19 protein-coding genes and 1 pseudogene are annotated in these 13897 nt (G+C 74.4%); 11 read left to right on the forward strand and 9 right to left on the reverse strand.

What is annotated here, in order from left to right:
• Positions 1-460: HTH domain-containing protein (locus G3I42_RS38120; protein ID WP_239096882.1), on the reverse strand; the 460-nt coding region annotated here is incomplete at its 3' end.
• On the opposite strand from G3I42_RS38120, the gene G3I42_RS34595 reads away from it, so the two are divergent.
• The 3 genes from G3I42_RS34595 to G3I42_RS34605 all read left to right on the forward strand — a co-directional run bounded on the left by G3I42_RS34595 (position 459) and on the right by G3I42_RS34605 (position 2959).
• Positions 459-920, forward strand: coding sequence for a VOC family protein (locus G3I42_RS34595; RefSeq protein WP_164291609.1), 462 nt, complete (start codon positions 459-461; stop codon positions 918-920). The genes G3I42_RS38120 and G3I42_RS34595 overlap by 2 nt on opposite strands.
• 52 nt (positions 921-972) lie before the next feature.
• Positions 973-1539 carry a rhodanese-like domain-containing protein gene (locus tag G3I42_RS34600; protein ID WP_164291610.1) on the forward strand — a complete coding sequence of 189 codons (567 nt, stop codon included), beginning with the start codon at positions 973-975 and terminating at the stop codon, positions 1537-1539.
• Positions 1540-1699: 160 nt separating this feature from the next.
• Positions 1700-2959 (forward strand): hypothetical protein, encoded by a 1260-nt coding sequence (locus G3I42_RS34605; protein WP_343244745.1) that lies wholly within the window; start codon positions 1700-1702, stop codon positions 2957-2959.
• Positions 2960-3019: 60 nt separating this feature from the next.
• On the opposite strand, the gene G3I42_RS34610 is transcribed toward G3I42_RS34605, so the two are convergent.
• The gene (locus tag G3I42_RS34610) at positions 3020-3757 is read right to left on the reverse strand and encodes a class I SAM-dependent methyltransferase (RefSeq protein WP_164291611.1); all 738 of its coding nucleotides are present in this window, start codon (positions 3755-3757) and stop codon (positions 3020-3022) included.
• Between the two features lie 233 nt (positions 3758-3990).
• Here G3I42_RS34610 and G3I42_RS34615 point away from each other — a divergent pair, with 233 nt between their 5' ends.
• Positions 3991-4344, forward strand: a complete 354-nt coding sequence (locus G3I42_RS34615) for a DUF6479 family protein (protein ID WP_164291612.1) — start codon at positions 3991-3993, stop codon at positions 4342-4344.
• A gap of 159 nt (positions 4345-4503) precedes the next feature.
• Complete coding sequence (locus tag G3I42_RS34620; protein ID WP_164291613.1) at positions 4504-4971, forward strand: MarR family transcriptional regulator; 468 nt, start codon at positions 4504-4506, stop codon at positions 4969-4971.
• A gap of 114 nt (positions 4972-5085) precedes the next feature.
• Here the strand turns inward: G3I42_RS34620 and G3I42_RS34625 are convergent, their stop codons facing one another.
• The gene (locus tag G3I42_RS34625; RefSeq protein WP_239096885.1) at positions 5086-5301 is read right to left on the reverse strand and encodes a hypothetical protein; all 216 of its coding nucleotides are present in this window, start codon (positions 5299-5301) and stop codon (positions 5086-5088) included.
• A 253-nt stretch (positions 5302-5554) separates the two neighbouring features.
• On the opposite strand from G3I42_RS34625, the gene G3I42_RS34630 reads away from it, so the two are divergent.
• Positions 5555-5956, forward strand: coding sequence for a RidA family protein (locus G3I42_RS34630; protein ID WP_164291614.1), 402 nt, complete (start codon positions 5555-5557; stop codon positions 5954-5956).
• Between the two features lie 113 nt (positions 5957-6069).
• Here G3I42_RS34630 and G3I42_RS34635 read toward each other — a convergent pair whose 3' ends face one another.
• Positions 6070-6279, reverse strand: a complete 210-nt coding sequence (locus G3I42_RS34635) for a hypothetical protein (protein ID WP_164291615.1) — start codon at positions 6277-6279, stop codon at positions 6070-6072.
• A 293-nt stretch (positions 6280-6572) separates the two neighbouring features.
• On the opposite strand from G3I42_RS34635, the gene G3I42_RS34640 reads away from it, so the two are divergent.
• A complete protein-coding gene (locus G3I42_RS34640) occupies positions 6573-7355 on the forward strand; it encodes a polysaccharide deacetylase family protein (RefSeq protein WP_164291616.1) in 783 nt (260 codons plus the stop codon).
• A 22-nt stretch (positions 7356-7377) separates the two neighbouring features.
• Here the strand turns inward: G3I42_RS34640 and G3I42_RS34645 are convergent, their stop codons facing one another.
• Together G3I42_RS34645 and G3I42_RS34650 are read right to left on the reverse strand one after the other, a co-directional pair.
• On the reverse strand, positions 7378-8211 hold the full coding sequence (locus G3I42_RS34645) for an aldo/keto reductase (protein WP_164291617.1): 834 nt from the start codon (positions 8209-8211) through the stop codon (positions 7378-7380).
• Positions 8212-8338: 127 nt separating this feature from the next.
• Entirely contained in the window at positions 8339-9631 is a 1293-nt protein-coding gene (locus G3I42_RS34650; RefSeq protein WP_164291618.1) for a YeeE/YedE family protein, read from the reverse strand.
• A 378-nt stretch (positions 9632-10009) separates the two neighbouring features.
• On the opposite strand from G3I42_RS34650, the gene G3I42_RS34655 reads away from it, so the two are divergent.
• A complete protein-coding gene (locus G3I42_RS34655; protein WP_164291619.1) occupies positions 10010-10579 on the forward strand; it encodes a GNAT family N-acetyltransferase in 570 nt (189 codons plus the stop codon).
• On the opposite strand, the gene G3I42_RS34660 is transcribed toward G3I42_RS34655, so the two are convergent.
• Positions 10518-10892 (reverse strand): toxin Doc, encoded by a 375-nt coding sequence (locus G3I42_RS34660; protein WP_164291620.1) that lies wholly within the window; start codon positions 10890-10892, stop codon positions 10518-10520. The genes G3I42_RS34655 and G3I42_RS34660 overlap by 62 nt on opposite strands.
• A complete protein-coding gene (locus G3I42_RS34665; protein ID WP_164291621.1) occupies positions 10892-11173 on the reverse strand; it encodes a hypothetical protein in 282 nt (93 codons plus the stop codon). Before G3I42_RS34665 ends, G3I42_RS34660 begins: the two co-directional genes overlap by 1 nt.
• A gap of 102 nt (positions 11174-11275) precedes the next feature.
• Between G3I42_RS34665 and G3I42_RS34670 the strand changes: the two genes are divergently transcribed.
• The 3 genes from G3I42_RS34670 (at position 11276) to G3I42_RS34680 (ending at position 13598) form a co-directional block, all read left to right on the forward strand.
• Positions 11276-12001 carry a phosphotransferase gene (locus G3I42_RS34670; protein ID WP_164291622.1) on the forward strand — a complete coding sequence of 242 codons (726 nt, stop codon included), beginning with the start codon at positions 11276-11278 and terminating at the stop codon, positions 11999-12001.
• Between the two features lie 38 nt (positions 12002-12039).
• Entirely contained in the window at positions 12040-12984 is a 945-nt protein-coding gene (locus G3I42_RS34675) for a ribose-phosphate pyrophosphokinase (protein WP_164291623.1), read from the forward strand.
• Positions 12985-13190: 206 nt separating this feature from the next.
• Complete coding sequence (locus tag G3I42_RS34680) at positions 13191-13598, forward strand: rodlin (protein WP_164291624.1); 408 nt, start codon at positions 13191-13193, stop codon at positions 13596-13598.
• 95 nt (positions 13599-13693) lie between these two features.
• Here the strand turns inward: G3I42_RS34680 and G3I42_RS34685 are convergent.
• A pseudogene (locus G3I42_RS34685) lies at positions 13694-13897 on the reverse strand (polysulfide reductase); the annotation flags it as partial.

Raw genomic sequence — 13897 nt, forward strand, 5'->3', positions numbered from 1 at the left:
CGAGCAGCGAGGCCGCGGTGGCGGTCGCCTCCTCGTCGTCGAGCAGCAGCGGCGGCAGCTCGCTGCCCGCCCCGAGCCGGTAGCCCCCGCCGACGCCCTGGAGGGCGTGCACCGGGTAGCCGAGCGCGCGCAGCCGCTCGACGTCGCGGCGCACGGTACGGGCCGTGACGCCGAGCCGCCCGGCCAGCTCGGGGCCGCTCCAGCTCCGTCCGCGCTGGAGGAGGCCGAGCAGGACGAGCACCCGTTCGGTCGTACTCCGTTCGCCGTCACGTGCCGCCGTCTCCGTCACCGTTCCCCCTCGTCCGCGCTCGTCGTGCCCACTGTGGCAGATGTCGCGGACAGGAACGGTCCGCTTCACCTGCCACAGTGCCCCCACCACGACGCACACCGCGTGCCACGTACCACGTACCGCGGCCCGCACGACCGCCGCGAAGCGCGCACGACGAACGGAGCCCGTCATGAGCCGCACCTTCCAGGTGACCTTCGACGCCCACGACCCGGTGGCCCTCTCCCTCTTCTGGCGCGACGCGCTCGGGTACGTGCTCCCCGGCCCGCCCGGCGTCGACCTCGCCGAGGGCGAGGACCCGCTCGCGGCGTGGGACGCCTTCCTCGCGCGGATCGGGGTGCCCGAGGAGGCGCGCGGGACGCGCTCGGCGATCGAGGACCCGGCGGGCGCCGGGCCCCGGGTCTTCTTCCAGCAGGTGCCGGAGGGGAAGACGGCGAAGAACAGGGTGCACCTCGACGTCCGGGCCGCGCCCGGCCTCGCGGGCGAGGAGCGGATGGCGGCGCTGGAGGCGGAGTGCGCGCGGCTCGTGGCGCTCGGGGCCCGGCGGCTCGCGCGGCACGAGCCGGAACCACCGCTCGGCACGGGACACCTCGTCCTCGCCGACCCCGAGGGCAACGAGTTCTGCCTCGACTGAGCGCCCCGCACCTCCCCGGCCGACCCCGCGGACTCGTTCGTATGATCGAAGTATGACCACCCACCTTTCTCCCGCCGAGGCACGCGAGCGCCTCACGGAGCTGACCGTCATCGACGTCCGCTCCCCCGGCGAATTCGCCGCCGGGCACCTGCCCGGTGCCTACAACGTGCCGCTCGACCAGCTCGACCGGGCGGTGCCGGTGCTGCGCGAGACCACCGGCGACGGCGACCTGCTCGTCGTGTGCGCGGCCGGGCCGCGCTCCGAGACCGCGTGCTCGCGGCTCGCGGAGCGGGGCGTCGGCGCCGCCGTCCTCAGCGGCGGCACGAACGCCTGGTCCGAGGAGGGCGGCGACCTGGAGCTCTCGGCCGGCGGCAGCCGCACGCCGTGGGACATGAACCGGCAGGTGCGCTTCGCCGCCGGCTCGCTGGTCCTGCTCGGACTGCTCGCGGGCCGCAAGGCGCCCAAGGCCCGGTTCATCGCCGTGGGCATCGCGGGCGGCCTCGTCTACTCGGGCGTCTCCGGCTCGTGCGCCATGGCCTCCGCCCTCGGCAAGCTGCCGTTCAACCGGCGGGACGACAGCGCGATGGACGCGACGATCGAGGCGCTGCGCGCGCGCTGAGCCGTCATGCGTGGGGGGGCCGCTCCGGACTGCCGGGGCGGCCCCCGCCTCGTTCCCGGCGTCCCGCCCGCAGCCCCCGCACCGATCTCGCCCGCACCCATAACCCGGGCCACGTGACGCGCGTTGACAAGCCGGCACAGGGACGAGGCGAGGAGTGGTCGTGCGGCGCACAGGAGCGGGCGGAACGAAGAGACGCACGGCACGGACGGGCGCCCTGGCGCTCGGGCTGGTGCTCGCGGCGGGCACGGCCGCACCCGTGGTCGCGGCTCCGGAGCCCGCGCCGCGCGCGGGCTCCGCGTGGCACACGTGGCGGGCGGCGGGCCCCGAACGGAACGAGGAGCTGCGCGGCGTCACGGCGCTGAGCCCCCGGGACGCGTGGGCGGTCGGCTACCGCGAGAACGAGAAGGGTGTCGACGTGCCGGTCGCCGAGCACTTCGACGGAACGGCCTGGCGCGCGACGAAGGCCCCGGGCCACGCGGGCGCGGGACAGCTGGAGGACGTGCTCGCGCGCGGACGCGACGACGTCTGGGCGGTCGGCTCGTGGAACGACGCACCCGCGTACCAGGACCGCGCGCTCGCGCAGCACTGGGACGGCGAGCGGTGGCGCGGAGTGCCGTTACCCGCCGGGCCCGCTCGGCTCTCCGTCTACCCGGCCGCGCTCGCGCCGGGGACCGGTGACGAGGTGTGGACCGTCGGCGTGACGGCCGAGGACCGGGTGGGCGCCCCCCACGCGTTCTCCTACCGCTGGGACGGCAGGCGCTGGGCCCCGGTGCCCCAGCCCGACCCGGAGTCCCACGCGTTGCTCTCCGGCCTCGCCGCCGACCGGACGGGCGGCCTGTGGGCCGTGGGGGTCGTGTACGGGGAGAACGGCGCGGGCCGGCCGCTGACGCGGTACTGGAACGGCGCCGCCTGGCACACCGTCCCCGCTCCGCACACGGCCGGCTGGGGCGAGGAGCTGTCGGACGTCACGGTCCTCGCTCCCGCCGACGTATGGGCCGTCGGGAGCGGGAGCCCGCCCGAGGACGACCGCTCGGCACCTTTCGCCCTGCACTGGAACGGCATCGAGTGGAAGCGCGAGGACGTCCCGGGGGTGGACGGGCGCCTGGAGGCGGTGGCACCGGACGGCGCGGGCGGGGTATGGGTGATCGGCGCACGCCGGAACGTGACGACACCCGCGTTCTCGCTGCACCGCGATGCCCGCGGCACGTGGAGCACCCACCCGTCGGCCGGTGGGGAGGCGGGGGAGGGCGGCTCCTTCTTCGACCTGGCCCGCGTGCCCGGGGCGTCCGGCACGGCCCCCTCGCTCTGGGCGGTCGGCTCCACCCTCCCCCGCCTCGAAACGCCCTGGCACCCGATCCTCCAGGGGTACGGGCCGCGGGGGCCCGCCGGTCGCGCGGGGAGTCCACACCCGGCCGCGTGAGCGGAGCCGAGCAGTCCCGGCCGCTCACCGGCCGGGACTGCTCGGCTCCGCGTCCGCCCCTCAGAGCTTGCGCGCCACCAGCAGGGCGGCGCGCGGGGCGCCGTCGGGGCGGTCGCCGAAGTCGTCGAGCGGGACGAGGCGCTCGGCGAACCCGGCGCGCAGGAGGTCGGCGCGGACCGCGCTGTAGGGCCACGTGCGGTAGTACATGACGAACGGCGGTCTGCGCAGCGCGTTGCGCAGCCGCATCGCCGCGTCGAAGCCGCTCGCGGCCCACCACGCGGGAGTGCTCGCGGACAGCGGCGCGGCGAGCGGGAAGGCGAGGACGCCGCCGGGACGCAGCGCCTGCCGGACCCGGGCGAAGAGCCGGGGCCGGTCGTCGGGCAGGAAGTGACCGAAGGCGCCGAAGCTCACCGCCAGGTCGTAGCCCTCGCGGAAGGGCAGCGCCATCGCGTCGGCACGGACCCAGTCCACGGCGGGTGGCCCGCTCACCGGGTGGGTCCGCGCGGCGACGGTACGGGCCACTTCGAGCATCCCGGCGCTGAAGTCGACCCCGGTCACGCGGCGTCGGCACAGCGGCAGCAGGGTGCGCAGGCCCGCGCCCGTGCCCGTGCACAGGTCGAGGCCGTCGTCGAAGGGTCCCAGCGGGCGCAGCGCCTTCGTGACGGCGTGCAGCCACGGCTCGGGCGTGCGGAAGGGCGTGGCGTCGAACTTGGGCGCGAGCAGGTCGTACCCCTGCTCGACGGAGGAGAGCGCCTGGGTGGCCAGCTCGCGGAGGGTCGGTCCCTGAGAGGTGAACACCCGGCAGAGCGTAGTGGCGCCGGGACCGCCCGTGCGGGAGGCGGGGGTGGAGCGCCCGCGGCGGGCGGTGCGGGGTTCCTTTTCGCGGGACGCTGTTCAGCCCCGCGCTTCGGGGTACCCGGCGGGGAGGCGGGAGCCTCTCCACTCCCCCGACCCAGAACATTTCATCCGATTAGACCTATATAGGCCCTTTCGGATGATACGCGGAACAGCTTAGGGGGTATCCGTTTCTTATGGACACGACCCAGTGGAACCTGGCGGCCGGTACGACCGCGATCATCATGCCGATCATCGGCGTGTTCGTCGTCGCGGCACTCATCGCGGCCTTCGCCTACGGGCGCAGGCTCAGGGCGCGCCAGCCCGCCCCGCCCACACCGGACGAACAGCCCCATCTGCCCGAGGGCGGTCCGGTGGGCGAGGAGAGCGAGCGGCGCGAGCCGGACGAGATGGAGCCGCGCGAGGCGCGGCTGACCCCGCACGAGCTGAACGGCGGCGGGACGGGCAAGGACCGGCGCAGCTCCTCGCAGAAGGAGCGCAAGTGGGACGAGAACAGCAGCGGCGGGTTCGGGAGCGGCGGCTTCGGCTGAGCCCGCGCGCAACGGGGACACGGGGCCGTACCCGGAGGGCCGCACACTCGCGTACGCGCGGGGTGCGGCCCTCCCGTCGTCACCACAGCGCCGTGCCGTGCGCGCAAAGATCGTTCCGGGCCGTGGGCAAGGCCGCGGGCGGGCGCTAACCTGCGCATCATGACGGCCTCGACCCCTGCCGGGCATACGCACGCCTTCACGCACATCCAGTCCCTGCCGAGCTGGCTCGCGGGGCGGGTCGCGGCGCGCGGCCGACGTCTCGTGACGTCCGCGCTCTCGGGTCTCGGGCTGCGTCTGCCGCACCACGCCGTGCTCGCCTTCGTGAGCGAGCGGGGGCCTGTGGCCCAGGCGGAGATGGTGCGCGAGCTGGGCTTCGACGCGAAGGAGGTGGTCCTGCTCCTCAACGACCTGGAGCGCGCGGAGCTGGCGATACGCGAGCCCGACCCGCGCGACCGCCGCAAGAACGCGGTACGGGTCACGGAGCGCGGCGAGCGGACAGTGCTGCACTGCGCGCGGCTCGCGGAGCGCGCCAACGCGGAACTCCTGGCACCGCTCAGCGCCGACGACGCCCGGCACCTGGTGGAGCTGCTGCGGCGCGTGCACGAGGGGCACTGCGCGCCGCACTGAGGCGCCCACCGGGCCGGCGCGGCCGGGACACCGGGGCACGGCGCGCCAGGACACGACGACCCCGCGAGCACGGGGATACCGGCTCGCGGGTCGGAGGCCGGGCCTCTCGCCGGATCAGCCGCGCGGGCCCGCCGTCTCCTCCGCCACGGGCGTGACGTGCGTGTCGACGCGGTTCATGCACGCGGGGCAGTAGCGCTCTCCGGCGTCGTTCGGGGCGGGCGGGGCATCGGGCACACGGACGCCGCACAGCGCCTTGTCCCCTTCGTCCATCGCGTGCCACACGAGGGACGGGGCTTCCCCGGCATCCTGGGTCGCCTTCAATATGCGCACGGTTCCTCCTCTCGGCCCGGACGCTCGTCCGGCGCTTCAAGAGAACCCCCGGCCGCCCCTTGGCGCACCCGGAGCCGACGCTCCGTGACACCCCGCGACGCCGCCGCGCCCGCCCTGACGTGCCACGGGACGGTAGGCGACGCGCCCGGCGGTGCTTCACCCGATTGGCGGCGAGCCGTCCGCCGGGCACCGAAAATCCCTCGCGAGAGGGCCGTCCCGCGCTCTACGGTCCCTTCGGCCGCGAGGGAGGACGATGCGCAGGATTCACCCGCCGGGGCTCCACCCGACCCCCGGCTACAGCCACGTGACCGTCGCCCCCGCCGGGATGACGGCCTACCTGTCGGGGCAGTGCCCGCTCGACGCGGCGGGGCGGCTCGTCGGCGAGGGCGACGTCCTGGCCCAGACCGACCAGGTCGTCGCGAACGCCCTGCGGGCCCTCTCCGCCGCCGGCGCGGACCCGTCCGACGTGGTGCGGGCGGTCGTCCACGTACGGACGCGCGAGACGGCGACGCTCGGCGCGGTGTGGCGGCACCTGCGCGCCTCGGCGCTGGGCCCGGCGCTGACGAGCGCGGCGACCCTGCTCGGAGCCTCGGCGCTCGGCTACCCGGGACAGCTCGTCGAGGTGGACCTGACGGCGGCGCTCCCGGCGGCGTAGCGCGGCACGCGCGCGTACGGGCCCGCGGCTCCCGGCGGCTCGACGCGGCACCAGCGCGTACGGGCCCGCGAGCGGCCGTCCCGCGCCCCGTCGGCGCCCGGCGACGGCACTCCTCAGCGCCGGGTCACCCCCCGCCTCCCCTCCCCGCCCTCCGGATGACCGCGCTCGCGGGCCAGGACGAGGCCGAGCAGGGCGAGGAGCGCGCCCGTGCCGCTGAGGACGTGGAACGCGACTTCGAGCGGCCCGCGTTCGAAGGCGACACCGAGCACGAGATTCGTCGCCGCGCACGCGAGCAGCACTCCCCACAGCAGCCCCCTGCGCATGGCAGGCCCTCCCTCCCCGGACGGCCCCGGGGGCCGTCCCCTTTCCCGACTCGCGCGGCGAGCGAGGCAACCCTTGCCCTTTCCCGCGCATCTAGAGAGACGCATGTCCAGCCTCCGGGTTCCCCGTTCGCACCACCGCACCACTATGAACCGGGTGTATACCCCCTGTGTATAGTCATCGCCGGAAACGCGATCCGCCCCCGGACGCCGCCCTGACCTGCGCTTCCGCGGTCGTGGCGGGTCGGCGGTGCGCGTTCGCGCCGGCACCCCGTCCGACCGAAGGAAGTACCGCCATGCCCGCTGTCCCCCGTCCCGCCCGCCGCCGCGGCCGCGCCAGGATCGCCGCGCTCACCGCGAGCGCCGCGCTCGCGCTCGGCCTGAGCGGCTGCACGAGCCTGCACACGGTGAGCCCGGCGAGCGAGCGCGGGCACGCCTCGGCGAAGGTCCTGATGGCCGATCAGCCCGTGGACTGCCGCAAGGCGAAGTGCATCGCGCTCACCTTCGACGCGGGCCCGAGCAAGCACACCCCGCAACTGCTGAAGATCCTCAAGGAGAAGAAGGTCCACGCGACCTTCTTCCTCCTCGGCAAGAACCACATAGAGCGCTACCCGAAGCTCGTCAAGCAGATCTCGGACGAGGGCCACGAGGTCGCCGAGCACACGTGGTCGCACCGCAGGCTCACGGACCTGTCGGACAAGGAGGTGCGCCAGGAGCTGTCGCGCACCCAGAACGCCGTCAAGGACCTCACCGGCAAGGCGCCCACGCTGATGCGCCCGCCGCAGGGCCGCACGAGCGACGAGGTCTCCAAGATATGCAAGGAGTTCGGGATAGCCCAGGTGCTGTGGAGCGCGACCGCGAAGGACTACTCGACGACGGACTCGAAGCTCATAGAGAAGCGCATACTCGACCAGTCCAAGCGCGACGGCGTGATTCTCCTGCACGACCTGTACGACGGGACCGTGCCCGCGGTGCCGCACATCATCGACGCGCTGAAGGCGAAGGGCTACACCTTCGTGACCGTGCCCGAGCTGATGGCCCCGGGGGCGCCGAAGCCGGGGCAGGTCTACCGGCCCTGACGCCCCGCCACGCGCGGCCCGCTCAGAACTCCTCGTGCGTCTCCGGGTCCCCGCCGAGCCTGCGCCGCGGGCGCTCGCCGATGCGCCGCAGGTCCTCGTCGGAGAGCTCGAAGCCGAAGACGTCGAGGTTGGCGCGCTGACGGCCCGGGTCGGCGGACTTCGGCACGGGCAGGGCGCCGAGCTGGAGGTGCCAGCGCAGCACCGCCTGCGCGGGCGTGACCCCGTGGCGCGCGGCGACCTCGCCGATCGCGGGATCGTCGAGCAGTTCGCTGCCCCGGCCCAGCGGGCTCCAGCTCTGCGTCACGATCGCCTTCTCCCGGTGGAAGGCGCGCAGTTCGTCCTGCGGGAGCAGCGGGTGCATCTCGATCTGGTTGACGGTGGGGAGCACGCCCGTCTCCGCCTCCAGGCGGCGCACGTGCTCCGGCGTGAAGTTGGAGACGCCGAGGGAGCGGATCAGGCCCTCGTCGCGGAGCTTGATCATCGCGCGCCAGGAGTCCACGTACTTGCCGACGCGGGGCAGCGGCCAGTGGATGAGGTAGAGGTCGACGTACTCGACGCCGAGCCGCCGCCTCGACGCGTCGAAGGACTTCAGCGTCTCCTCGTAGCCGTGGTCGCGCCCGGGGAGCTTCGTCGTGACGTACAGCTCCTCGCGCGGCAGTCCGCAGGCCGCGACACCGCGTCCGGTACCGGTCTCGTTGCGGTAGTTGACGGCCGTGTCGAAGAGGCGGTAGCCGGAGGCCGCCGCGGTGCGGACCGCGCTCTCGGCTCCGGCGTCGTCCAGCGGGTAGGTGCCGAGGCCGAGCGCGGGCAGGCGGTGGCCGTCGCTCAGGCCGCGCAGCGGGGCGGGGGTCGTCATGGGGGCGCGCTCCTCGTGCCGGGGCCCGGCGGGCCCGTACCCCTCCTCACCTACCACGCGTCCCCGGCGCCACACGCGAACAGGGCCGCTCCCCGCCGCACGCGGGTGAGCGGCCCCGGACGGCGCGTCAGCAGACGCTGTCGGCGGGCTTCGGGTTGCCGAGACCGAAGAGCGGGCGCAGCTTGAGGCCCACGTACGTGCCGAGGAGCGCGACGGCGCCCCAGATCCAGCCGTGCAGACTGCCCGAGGCGATGCCCGCGAGGTAGGCGCCGATGTTGCAGCCGCCCGCCATGCGCGCGCCGATGCCCATGAGGATGCCGCCGAGGACGCCCGCGAGAGCCGTGCGCGCGGGGACCGAGCGGTGGAGGGTCCACACCCCGCCGGCCGCGGCGGCGACGCCCGCGCCGACCATGATGCCGATGTCCGTGAGGCTGTTCTTGTCGGCGAGGATCGGGCCGTGCAGCTGGGCCGCGTTGCCCGCCTGCTGCCAGTACGCCCAGCCCGAGGGGTCGGCGCCGAGGAAGTCGGCGACGCGGCTGCCCCACAGCGCGAAGGCGCTCGTGACGCCCCAGGCGCCGCCCGAGACGAGAAGGACGCCCGCGCCGAGCACGGCCAGCACGAGAGCGCCGGCCCACAGCGTCCAGGAGCCGCGCAGCACGCGGGCTGCGGTCGTGCGCGCGGAGGGCGGCACGCCGATCGGCGGCGGGTTGCGGCGGGCCTGGACGCGGCGGGCGACGACGTACACGACGGCGAGGGCGACGAGCGTGACGGCGAGGGAGCCGCCCCAGCCGCCGAAGTGGTCGGAGAAGAGGAAGGGATCGGCGGCCGGGAGGTCGCGCCACAGCTCCCACTGCCAGGCCGCGAGCGTCGAGCCCGCGACGAAACCGGCGAGCGTGAGGACGATCGTGCTCTGTCCCGAGCCGACCGCGAAGAGCGTCCCGGAGGCGCAGGCGCCGCCGAGTTGCATCCCGACGGCGAAGAGGAACGCGCCGATGAGCAGCCCGAGCCCGATCGGTCCCGCGCTCGGCGCGGGCGTGGTGCCGAAGAGGCCGGTCCCGGTGCCGATGACGAGCGCGAAGAGCGCGGCGGTCGCGCCGAGGAGGAGCGTGTGGGCGCGCAGCCCGGTGCCGTTGCCGACGGCGATGAGCTGGCGCCAGGCGGAGGTGAACCCGAAGCGGGAGTGGAAGAGCGCGACGCCGAGGGCGATGCCGAGCAGGAGCAGGACGCCGGGCTTGGCGCCGTGCTCGGACCAGGTCCAGGCGGTGAGCCCGGCGCCGATGACGGCGGCGACGGCGAGCGGGATCTTGTTGACGGGCGGCAGGGGCTCGGCGGCGGGCGGCGGGACGCTCGTGGGTACGGGGGCGAGCGGTCCCCTGCGGCTTGCCGGGGTGTCCGCCGTGGGAGCGGGGGCGGTGGTCACGGGGGGTGCCTTTCGGGCGGGAGAGTGCGGCGCGAGGCGGCGGCCGGCCGGGGACGGGGCGGCCCGCCGGCTGGACACAGGTGTCCGGATGGCGGGACGTGCGGGGTGCGGGGGTACGTCTCCCGGGTGCGGGGAAGGACGGGGGCAGGTGTCAGCGACGACACAGAGCGTCGTCGACGCTCCAGGAAGTGGCGGCGAAGAGCGCCAGGCTGAGAGTGCGTGCCGGTCCGTGCATGCGGACACGATAATCAGACATATGACTGACGTCGCCCCCTCGTCTCGCCATCCGGGACGAAACCCCTTGAGGAGTGAGACGCCTCACGGCGCCCGCCCGAAATCGCCTCGCCGGGGACCCACCACAGCCGGTAGACAGTGCGCGTGACGGACACCAGACGCACCGCGCCCCGGCTGCGTCCCGCGCGGAAGCGGGACGCCCCCTTCCTGGAACGCATGCTCCTGGAAGCCTTCAACTGGGACCGCCCGCGGTTCACCCTCGCCGCACTCCTGGCCCTGCCGCAGGCCGCGCACTATGTGAGCGGCTGGCCCCGGGCCGGGGACTTCGGCGTCGTCGCGGAGGACGCGCGAGGGCGCGAGCTGGGGGCCGCGTGGGCGCGGCGCTTCCCGGCGGAGGACCCCGGGTACGGGTATGTGACCCCGGACATACCGGAGTTGACGCTCGCCGTGGTCGCCGGTGAGCGGGGCGGGGGCGTGGGCGGCGCGTTGCTCGACGCGCTCGTGCTTGCTGCGGAGGAGACCGGGTGCGCGGGGCTGAGCCTGAGCGTCGAGGACGGGAACCGGGCGCGCGGGCTCTACGAGCGACGCGGCTTCGTGCCCGTGGGGCGTACGGGGGACGCGGACACGATGCTGCTGCGCACCCGTACCCCTCTCAGATCCGCCAGCCCCGCAGCCGTTCCGCCACCGCGTACAGGTCCGCCCGGTCGGAGCTGATCTCCTTGATCAGCTCCGAGAGTGCCCCGTACGGCGGGTCTATGCCCTCGCCGCACTGCCCCATGTACTGGGCCGCGACCTGCGCCGCGTACAGGGAGTTGCGGTGCGGGAGGGGTTCGAGGCGGACGATCGTGTGCAGGAGGGCCGCCGCGCGCCAGGCCGCGTCGGGGTCCGAGGCCGCGAGGGTCGGCATGGTGGTGCGGTGCCGGGAGACGGCGGCGACGAGGGCCGAGTAGTCGGCGACCGAGACGTCCTCGGGTACGGCCTGCTCCTGGACGTCGAGGAGCCAGGCCACGTCCACGAACAGGGCCATCAGGCGACGTTCTTCCCTCCGCCGTGACCGCGTCCGCGCGCCTGCGCGCCCCCGTGGCCGGGTGCCCGCCTGCGCGGGGGTATCTCCGTGGGGAAGGCCGCGTCGAACTCCTCGCGCAGCCGGTCGCCCCAGTCCAGCGCCCCCGAGACGAACTGCTTGCGCTGGTGCTCGCGGACGCCGAGGTCGTGGAGGTACTGCTTGAGGCTCTTGCCCTCGGCCGCCGCGGCGGCCCTGACGCCCTCCAGCTCCTCTTCGGTGAAGGACACGTTGAGTGACGGCATGGGGCCAGGGTACCTAGTCGGTACCAGCCCGTGAAGGGCGATGAGGCATCAAGTGCGGCACGGCACAGACAAGTTCGGTCGCGGCATGGTGGGATTCCGGTCATGACCGGAGCAGACAAGCCGACAACGGGTGGAGCGCACGGCGAGCTGATCGGCTCGGGCCGCAGCGCGGACGTCTACGCGCTCGGCGAGGAGTGGGTGGTGCGCAGGTACCGCACGGCGCGGGACACGGCCGCCGAAGCGGCCGTCATGCGCCACGTCGCCGCCTACGGCTATCCGCTGCCCGCCCTGCGCCCGGGCCCCTTCGCGGTGAACGAGATGGTCGTGGCACGGGTCGATGGCCCGACGCTCGCGCGCTCGCTCCTCGCCGGGGAGACGAGCGCGGTCGACGGCGCCCGGCTGCTCGCCCGGCTGCTGCGGCGGTTGCACCACGTGCCCGCGCCCGAGGGCGCGCCGCCCGGCTACCGGCTGCTCCACCTCGACCTGCACCCGGAGAACGTGCTGCTCTCCCCCGCCGGGCCCCTGGTCATCGACTGGGAGACGGCGGCGGTGGGCCCGCCGGGTCTCGACTGGGCGGCGAGCGCCCTGATCCTCGCCGAGGCGGCCCTGCGGCTCGGCCTGCCCGTACTCCTCGACGAACTCCTCCCGGAGTTCCTGGCCTTCGCGCCGCCTGAGCTGGCAACGCACCTGCCGGCGGCACGGGAGCGGCGCGAGGCGATACCGGGGCTCACGGCGGCGGAACGCGCGCTCCCCGGGCAAGCCTTCGCGCTCCTCCCCGCCCTCTGGGAGCGATCACGTGCTCGCTACGATGCCGAGCGGCAGCCGTAGACCGACCGACGCCCCCAAGACCGTAGGAGAGCCGGTTCGTGCGAGACATCGCCGTCTTCAGTGGTAGTGCCCATCCCGAACTCGCGGCGGAGGTGTGCCGGCACCTGGAAGTGCCGCTCTCGCCCGCGCGGATCAACCGCTTCGCCAATGACTGCCTGGAGGTGCAGCTGGAGGCGAACTGCCGGGAGCGGGACGTGTTCCTGATCCAGCCGCTCGTCGCCCCCGTGCAGGAGCACCTCGTCGAACTGCTCATGATGTGCGACGCCGCGCGCGGCGCCTCGGCCGGCCGGATCACCGTCGTCATGCCGCACTACTCCTACGCCCGTTCCGACAAGAAGGACATGCCGCGCATCTCGCTCGGCGGGCGGCTCGTCGCCGATCTCCTCGTGACGGCCGGTGCGAGCCGGGTCCTCGCGCTGACCCTGCACTCGCCGCAGGTGCACGGCTTCTTCTCGGTCCCCGTCGACCACCTGCACGCGCTGCGCGAACTCGCCACGCACTTCCGCAAACTGGACCTGTCGAACACGACGGTGGTCTCGCCCGACCTCGGCAACGCGAAGGAGGCGGCGGCCTTCGCGCGCCTGCTCGGCACGCGGGTCGCCGCGGGCGCGAAGCAGCGGTTCGAGGACGACAAGGTGTCGATCAGCGCGGTCATCGGCGATGTCGCCGACCGCGACGTCATCGTCCTGGACGACGAGATCGCGAAGGGCAGCACGGTCATCGAACTCCTGGAGCGGCTGCGGGAGCTGGGGGCGCGTTCCGTGCGGGTCGCCTGTACGCACGGGCTCTTCGCCTCGGGCGCGCTCAAGCGGCTCAGCGAGCAGCCGGAGGTCCTGGAGATCGTGTGCACCAACTCGGTGCCGGTCCCCGAGGCCGAGCGCACCGAGAAACTGACGGTGCTCTCGGTGGCGCCCGCGCTCGCCGAGGCGGTGCGGCGCATCCACAACGGCGAGTCGGTGAGCGCGCTCTTCGACGGGCTGTAGGAGCCAGCCGGGCCGCGTGCCCGCGTCCAACGCCCCAGGTCGCGGCGGGTCACGGGTGGCGGCACGGGATGGTCCGTACGGGGGACGGGGCGAAACCAGGACGGCGCTGAGCGGTTGTGCAGCGTGCCCCGCTCACGGGGCACCGGCCGCCCGGCCCCCCGGGTCCGCCGGGTGGTCACGCAGTCCGACTCATCAGGAGCACGTTCATGAAGAAGTACCTCGCCGCTGCCGCGCTGTCCGCGTCCGTCGCCGGTGTCGCGATGGCCGCGGCCCCCGCGATGGCGCTCGCCGACGACGGCGGCACCACCTCGGCGAGCGGCAACGGTGCCGCCAGCGCGTTCGGCAACTCGACGACCGTCGGCGACCAGAGCCCGCAGGCCAGCCTCGTGAGCGACAGCCTCAACAAGCTGTGCCTGGGCGTTCCGGTCAAGGCCAACGCCGGTTCCCTCGTCGGCCTCCTCGTGCCGGTCGCCGTCCAGGACGTCAACGTCCTGTCCTCGCCGCAGAACCAGCAGTGCGCGGACAACTCGACGCAGGCGAAGGGCGACGAGCCCCTCTCGCACCTCGTGGAGGACATCCCGGTCCTGTCGGCGAACGGTGTGCGCAACGGCTGACCGCCCGCGGAGCCCGGTGGCCGGCTCCCTCCCGTACCCACGCCGTACGGGAGGGAGCCGGCCACCGGCGTGTCAGCCCCGCCACCCGCGTGTTGTCAGCCTCCCGCCGCCTGCGTCTTCGACGCCTCCGCGCGTTCCGCGAGCCGCGCGCGCTGGGGCTCCACGACGTAGCGCGGGTCCTCGGTCGAGGCGACCCCGGCGGCGAAGACGCCGAAGCGGGTGCAGGCGGAGCCCGCGAGGAGCGCGAGCCCGCCGAGCGTGCTGCCGGTCCGGCCGAGGCGCGGCCCGGCGAGCGCGGC

It is taken from the genome of Streptomyces sp. SID11385, assembly GCF_010548245.1.
Taxonomy (GTDB): domain Bacteria; phylum Actinomycetota; class Actinomycetes; order Streptomycetales; family Streptomycetaceae; genus Streptomyces.

Excerpts from the sequence above, each read along its gene's own strand:
- G3I42_RS34595 (WP_164291609.1), top strand. The coding sequence starts at position 459 with ATGAGCCGCACCTTCCAGGTGACCTTCGACGCCCACGACCCGGTGGCC.
- G3I42_RS34600 (WP_164291610.1), top strand. The coding sequence starts at position 973 with ATGACCACCCACCTTTCTCCCGCCGAGGCACGCGAGCGCCTCACGGAG.
- G3I42_RS34615 (WP_164291612.1), top strand. The coding sequence starts at position 3,991 with ATGGACACGACCCAGTGGAACCTGGCGGCCGGTACGACCGCGATCATC.
- G3I42_RS34620 (WP_164291613.1), top strand. The coding sequence starts at position 4,504 with ATGACGGCCTCGACCCCTGCCGGGCATACGCACGCCTTCACGCACATC.
- G3I42_RS34630 (WP_164291614.1), top strand. The coding sequence starts at position 5,555 with ATGCGCAGGATTCACCCGCCGGGGCTCCACCCGACCCCCGGCTACAGC.
- G3I42_RS34635 (WP_164291615.1), bottom strand. The coding sequence starts at position 6,279 with ATGCGCAGGGGGCTGCTGTGGGGAGTGCTGCTCGCGTGCGCGGCGACG.
- G3I42_RS34640 (WP_164291616.1), top strand. The coding sequence starts at position 6,573 with ATGCCCGCTGTCCCCCGTCCCGCCCGCCGCCGCGGCCGCGCCAGGATC.
- G3I42_RS34645 (WP_164291617.1), bottom strand. The coding sequence starts at position 8,211 with ATGACGACCCCCGCCCCGCTGCGCGGCCTGAGCGACGGCCACCGCCTG.
- G3I42_RS34660 (WP_164291620.1), bottom strand. The coding sequence starts at position 10,892 with ATGGCCCTGTTCGTGGACGTGGCCTGGCTCCTCGACGTCCAGGAGCAG.
- G3I42_RS34665 (WP_164291621.1), bottom strand. The coding sequence starts at position 11,173 with ATGCCGTCACTCAACGTGTCCTTCACCGAAGAGGAGCTGGAGGGCGTC.
- G3I42_RS34670 (WP_164291622.1), top strand. The coding sequence starts at position 11,276 with ATGACCGGAGCAGACAAGCCGACAACGGGTGGAGCGCACGGCGAGCTG.
- G3I42_RS34680 (WP_164291624.1), top strand. The coding sequence starts at position 13,191 with ATGAAGAAGTACCTCGCCGCTGCCGCGCTGTCCGCGTCCGTCGCCGGT.